This window comes from Streptomyces flavofungini (genome assembly GCF_014650815.1).
Classification (GTDB): Bacteria; Actinomycetota; Actinomycetes; order Streptomycetales; family Streptomycetaceae; genus Streptomyces; species Streptomyces flavofungini.
On record NZ_BMVR01000054.1, the window covers coordinates 1 to 3,878 of the forward strand.

Genomic DNA, 3,878 nt, shown 5'->3' on the forward strand with positions numbered 1-3,878 from the left:
TCCCCTGACCCATGTTGCAGTACTACTCCGCCTCACCACATAGGACAACGTCTAAGTTCCTTTTCGTGACGCTCTTCGAAAAACGTGCAGAGTGAGGTGATTGAGGTGCGCCGGTGATACGGCGGACGATTGACGTGACTCGGTCTCATGCCTTCGAGTGGGTTTGCCCGACCCGTCGGATATATCGCACCGCTGAGAGCACTCTTCTCTCGTGAAAGGAAGATCGGGAAGCCGTATGTGGGTGGCGGTTGCGGCCTTGGCCTATATCGCTCTGTGCTTCACCCCGGCTGTCGCAGCCCCCACACACGCCCAGTACAAAGGCGACGGCACAGCCTGCGCCTACACCAACAGACACCTGGACCTCGCGGATCTGGCCCGCACCGCCCGAGAGCACGGTGCGGGCGCCGCCGTGCGCAGAGCCTGCCGCACGCCCCCCTCTCCGGGGCCGCAACCCCCTCGCCCTCCGTCCGCCACGCAGAAACCCTCGGCATCTCCCACACGGGAGCCCCCGCCGTCTCCCACACAGAAACCCGCCCCTGCCCCTCCCGCTCCCCGGTTGGGGACGCCATCCCCGCCCTCCGAACGAGTCCCGCCGCCTGCTCCGCCGCCCCCGTCACCCACCGTGGCCGTCACACCACCCCCGTCGCCATCGCCACCGCCGATCCCGCGCGTCTACTCGGGCCCGCCGGCGAAGAAGAAGCCCAATGGTCAGCCCCTCACCACCACAGCTCTGCTGCTGGTGGCCCCGGCCGTCCTTGCCGCAGCCGCGCTGGCCGGCAGCTCCGGATCCAGTGGCACGAACAGTCGTGCCTAGAACCGCATCGACTGAGTCCGTGCCTTGTTGCACGTCCGCACGTGCCACCCGCCCCGCCCGATCCGCAGGGCGTCGCCGAAAACTACATGGAGGCCCCATGCCGCAATGGCTTGCCCTGTGCCTGGTCATCGTCATGGTCGGAGCGATCGTCTATGCCATCATGGTGATCAACCATCGCCGTCTCGGAGCAGACGACGACCCGTCGGGAACCCCGGATGTCATCGAGTACATGACGATGATGATCGGAGTGATCTACGCAATCGTGCTAGGGCTGGCCATCGCGGGCGTCTGGGAGGCTCGTTCTGCCGCCCAGGACACCGTGCAGACCGAAGCGCAGGCTCTGCACGAGGTGAGTGAACGCGCCCAGGTCTTCGCGGTGCCTGAGCGGGAGAAGATCCGCAGCCACATCGGTTCCTACGTCACCCATGTCGTCCACACCGAGTGGCCTGCCATGGCCAACCACGGTCGGCTCACCGACCGCGGGGACGAGCTGTTCTCCCGACTACGCACGGCAGTCCTGCGCAGCGAACCGCGCACCGAACTGCAGGGGCAGGCATATGCACCGATGGCCGACCAGGTCGGGATCGCCGACGAAGCCCGCACCCACCGAGCAGAGGCTGCCGGATCGACGATGCCAGGTACGGTCTGGTTCGGCCTGATCGCCGGCGCCGTGGTGTCCGTCGGCATGATCTTCGCACTGCAAATCCGCCGTACCCCCCGCGAATTGGCAGTGGCAGGACTCTTCTGCGCGCTCTTCGCGTTCCTGCTTTTCCTCATCTGGGACATGGACGCCCCCTTCGGCCGCGGACTTGCCGCCACAGCCGACGCCTTCCTCAACCACTTCCCGGCGTCAACTCGCTGACGCACCAGGATCGGCTGCCCCGAGTCGTCTTTGGGGTCGGTGCACCGGACCACCAGCGAGGCTTCGCCTAGCAGCCTGCCCGCGTCCAGGGCATCCCACCCGGCCTCACCGTCCGCGGCCTCGAACGCGGTCAGATCCCCGTCGCCGACTGGCTCTACACGTGCAGCCACTACGAGCGCGCCACCGGCCGCCGCGCCGTCACCCAGCTGCTCGGCCGCGCCGAACCTGCACGCCCATCGCCGACGCTCCAGGGAGGGCTGTGTGATGGCCCGTCTCTCCCGCCCGCTGTACGCGGCCTACGGCGCCCTGTGCATCTGGCTGGCCTACTGCGCCGTGCAGTCTGCCCGTCATGGCACCGCGTGGGCCGCAGGCCTCTTCGCTGTGTCCTCCGCGCTCGCAGTCGTCGCCGCGGTCCGTGAACGCCACCTCGAGGATGCCCTTCGCAGCCAGGCCGTGCGCGCCGAGCGCGCCGCCCGAGTACGTGAGCACACCCTGGGCGACACCGTCGAGGCCGCCGTTGCTGTCGCCCGGGCGGGCGAGTGCTGCGAAACCTGGTGGAACACCCTCGGTACCCACCACGACCTCGACTGCCCTAACCGGCACCGGAGCGCGCCGTGAAGCGCCCACGCTGCCCCGCACCCCGTGTCCCGACTGCGGGCACCTCGCTGGTGCTGTCCTCACTCGAGTACGCCCTGGCCAGCCGGGAAGTCGAACCCGGCACCCTGATTCATCACGCGGATCATGGCTGTCAGTACACGTCGATCAAGCTCACAAACTTCGGGGCGGCTCAAAGCTCACGGGGCTGACGTCGCGTGTGGCTTACCAGCCTTGTGTGCAATCCCGCTACCGTCTGTGCCTATGGCGATGACACGTCGAGCATTCTCAACAGCAACAGTGACCACGCTCGCCGCAGGGCTGGGCTGCGAGGCCGCAGCCGTTCCTTCTGAGGGCACCCCATGGAACGGGGCGCGGGTGCAGCCTGGCTTTGAACGCCTCGCCTCCGACGGGTACCGGCTCCTGGCTGGCCAGCGAGTCGGTGTCCTCACGAATATGAGCGGTGTCACCAACGACGTCCGCGGCATCGTCGACGTCATGCATGCCGACGAGCGGGTCAAGGTCTCTGCCATCTTCACCGGCGAACACGGCTACCGCGGGGGGCCGCAGGCGGGCAAGTCCGAAGGGGACGGTACCGACGGACCTACCGGTCTGCCGATCTTTGACACCTACCGCAAGAGCGGAAGGGTGCTGGCCGGGGTACTCGACAAGTCGGGGGTCGACACCATCGTCTATGACTTCCAGGACGCCGGGGCACGCTTCTACACCTGCAATTGGACGCTGTATGACGTGATGGTGGCGGCAGCCATGACAGGTCGGCGTGTCGTGGTCTTGGATCGCCCCAACCCCGTCACCGGCCGCCGTGCCCTGGGCCCCGTCCTGAAGAGGAAGTACGCCACATTCGTCGGCCGTGAACCCATCGCACAAGCTCACGGGCTGACTTCGGGTGAGCTGGCTCGCCTCTTCAACGGCGAGTTCCTGCCAGAGGCTGCTGGACGGCCGGTCGACCTCGACGTCGTCCGGCTCGGCGGCTGGCACCGCGCTGACTTCTACGACGCGACGGGCCTGCCGTGGGTGCCGCCGAGCCCGAACATGGCTACCCCCGACACCGCGCTGGTCTACTCCGGAACGTGCCTCTTCGAAGGAACGACCATGTCCGAAGGACGAGGCACTGTCCGACCCTTCGAAATGCTGGGTGCCCCCGGCCTCGACGGCAGCTGGGCCACGGCTGTCAATGACGCGGGCCTACCCGGCGTGCATTTCCGCGAGGCCTACTACATCCCCACCTTCTCCAAGCACCAGGGCAAGCAGGTCGGCGGCCTCCAGATCCACGTGCACGACCGATCCGCCTACGATCCAGTCCGCACCGGCATCGCACTCCTGGTAACCGCAAAGAGGACCTACAAGGACTTCGCTTGGCGCACCGACCATTTCATCGACAAGCTCACCGGATCCGACCTGGTCCGTACGATGATCAACAGGGGAGCCGGGGCAGATGACATCGTTGACTCCTGGCAAGATGATCTGACCGACTTCAACACGGTCCGTGAAAGCTATCTGCTCTACTCCTGACAACACGACTCTGATTGAACTGAGCTGAACCGGATTTTGTAGCGGTCCTGAAGCCAGGCATGACCGCCTCGGCAG

3 protein-coding genes are annotated in these 3,878 nt (G+C 66.5%); all 3 read left to right on the plus strand.

Annotated elements, in window-relative coordinates:
- Window positions 1-911 precede the first annotated feature (911 nt).
- Window positions 912-1,676, plus strand: a complete 765-nt coding sequence (locus IE274_RS39055; protein WP_190120707.1) for a bestrophin-like domain — start codon at window positions 912-914, stop codon at window positions 1,674-1,676.
- A gap of 264 nt (window positions 1,677-1,940) precedes the next feature.
- Complete coding sequence (locus IE274_RS39060; protein WP_190120708.1) at window positions 1,941-2,294, plus strand: hypothetical protein; 354 nt, start codon at window positions 1,941-1,943, stop codon at window positions 2,292-2,294.
- Window positions 2,295-2,534: 240 nt separating this feature from the next.
- Entirely contained in the window at window positions 2,535-3,803 is a 1,269-nt protein-coding gene (locus tag IE274_RS39065) for an exo-beta-N-acetylmuramidase NamZ family protein (RefSeq protein ID WP_190120709.1), read from the plus strand.
- The last annotated feature ends 75 nt before the right edge of the window (window positions 3,804-3,878 follow it).

Bases quoted from the DNA above. Each gene is read 5' to 3' on its own strand.
- IE274_RS39055 (WP_190120707.1), top strand. From the start codon at position 912: ATGCCGCAATGGCTTGCCCTGTGCCTGGTCATCGTCATGGTCGGAGCG.
- IE274_RS39060 (WP_190120708.1), top strand. From the start codon at position 1,941: ATGGCCCGTCTCTCCCGCCCGCTGTACGCGGCCTACGGCGCCCTGTGC.
- IE274_RS39065 (WP_190120709.1), top strand. From the start codon at position 2,535: ATGGCGATGACACGTCGAGCATTCTCAACAGCAACAGTGACCACGCTC.